This is a genomic window from Rhizohabitans arisaemae, assembly GCF_025996515.1.
Taxonomy (GTDB): domain Bacteria; phylum Actinomycetota; class Actinomycetes; order Streptosporangiales; family Streptosporangiaceae; genus Rhizohabitans; species Rhizohabitans arisaemae.
Map to the genome: position 1 here is coordinate 1 of NZ_BLRH01000027.1, position 439 is coordinate 439.

Consider the following 439-nt stretch of genomic DNA (forward strand, 5'->3'; position numbering starts at 1 on the left):
CAACCCACACCGCACCGCCACCGCAAGATGACAGACGACCTGGGAAAGGGAGTGCGAATCAAAAGACTCGATCAGAGGAAAACCCCAGCCCCCGGACCAGACCCCAGGAAACCGGCACCACCACCCGAAGGCGACGACACCGACCCCAAGACCCGGCCGAGAGACACGACGTTCCCTCAGAACCCAACAGTGTGCCCGACCCGGACCCCACCCCACCAAGCGTTCCCACTCCGGAGAGCCTGCGCTCCCCGACGGTACCAACCCGGCGGGCATGACACCCGAACCGAATAACCAGTGCTCCACAAGTGAGCAACCACGCCAGGAACACGCGTCCTGGAACGTGATGCAGACCCACCGGACAAGTCCGGCGAGCCCAGTGCTCCTTAGAAAGGAGGTGATCCAGCCGCACCTTCCGGTACGGCTACCTTGTTACGACTTC

At 63.1% G+C, this 439-nt stretch carries 1 rRNA gene; it reads right to left on the reverse strand.

The window, feature by feature from the left end:
• Nucleotides 1–387 precede the first annotated feature (387 nt).
• A 16S ribosomal RNA gene (locus RUR_RS11505) occupies nucleotides 388–439 on the reverse strand; the annotation flags it as partial.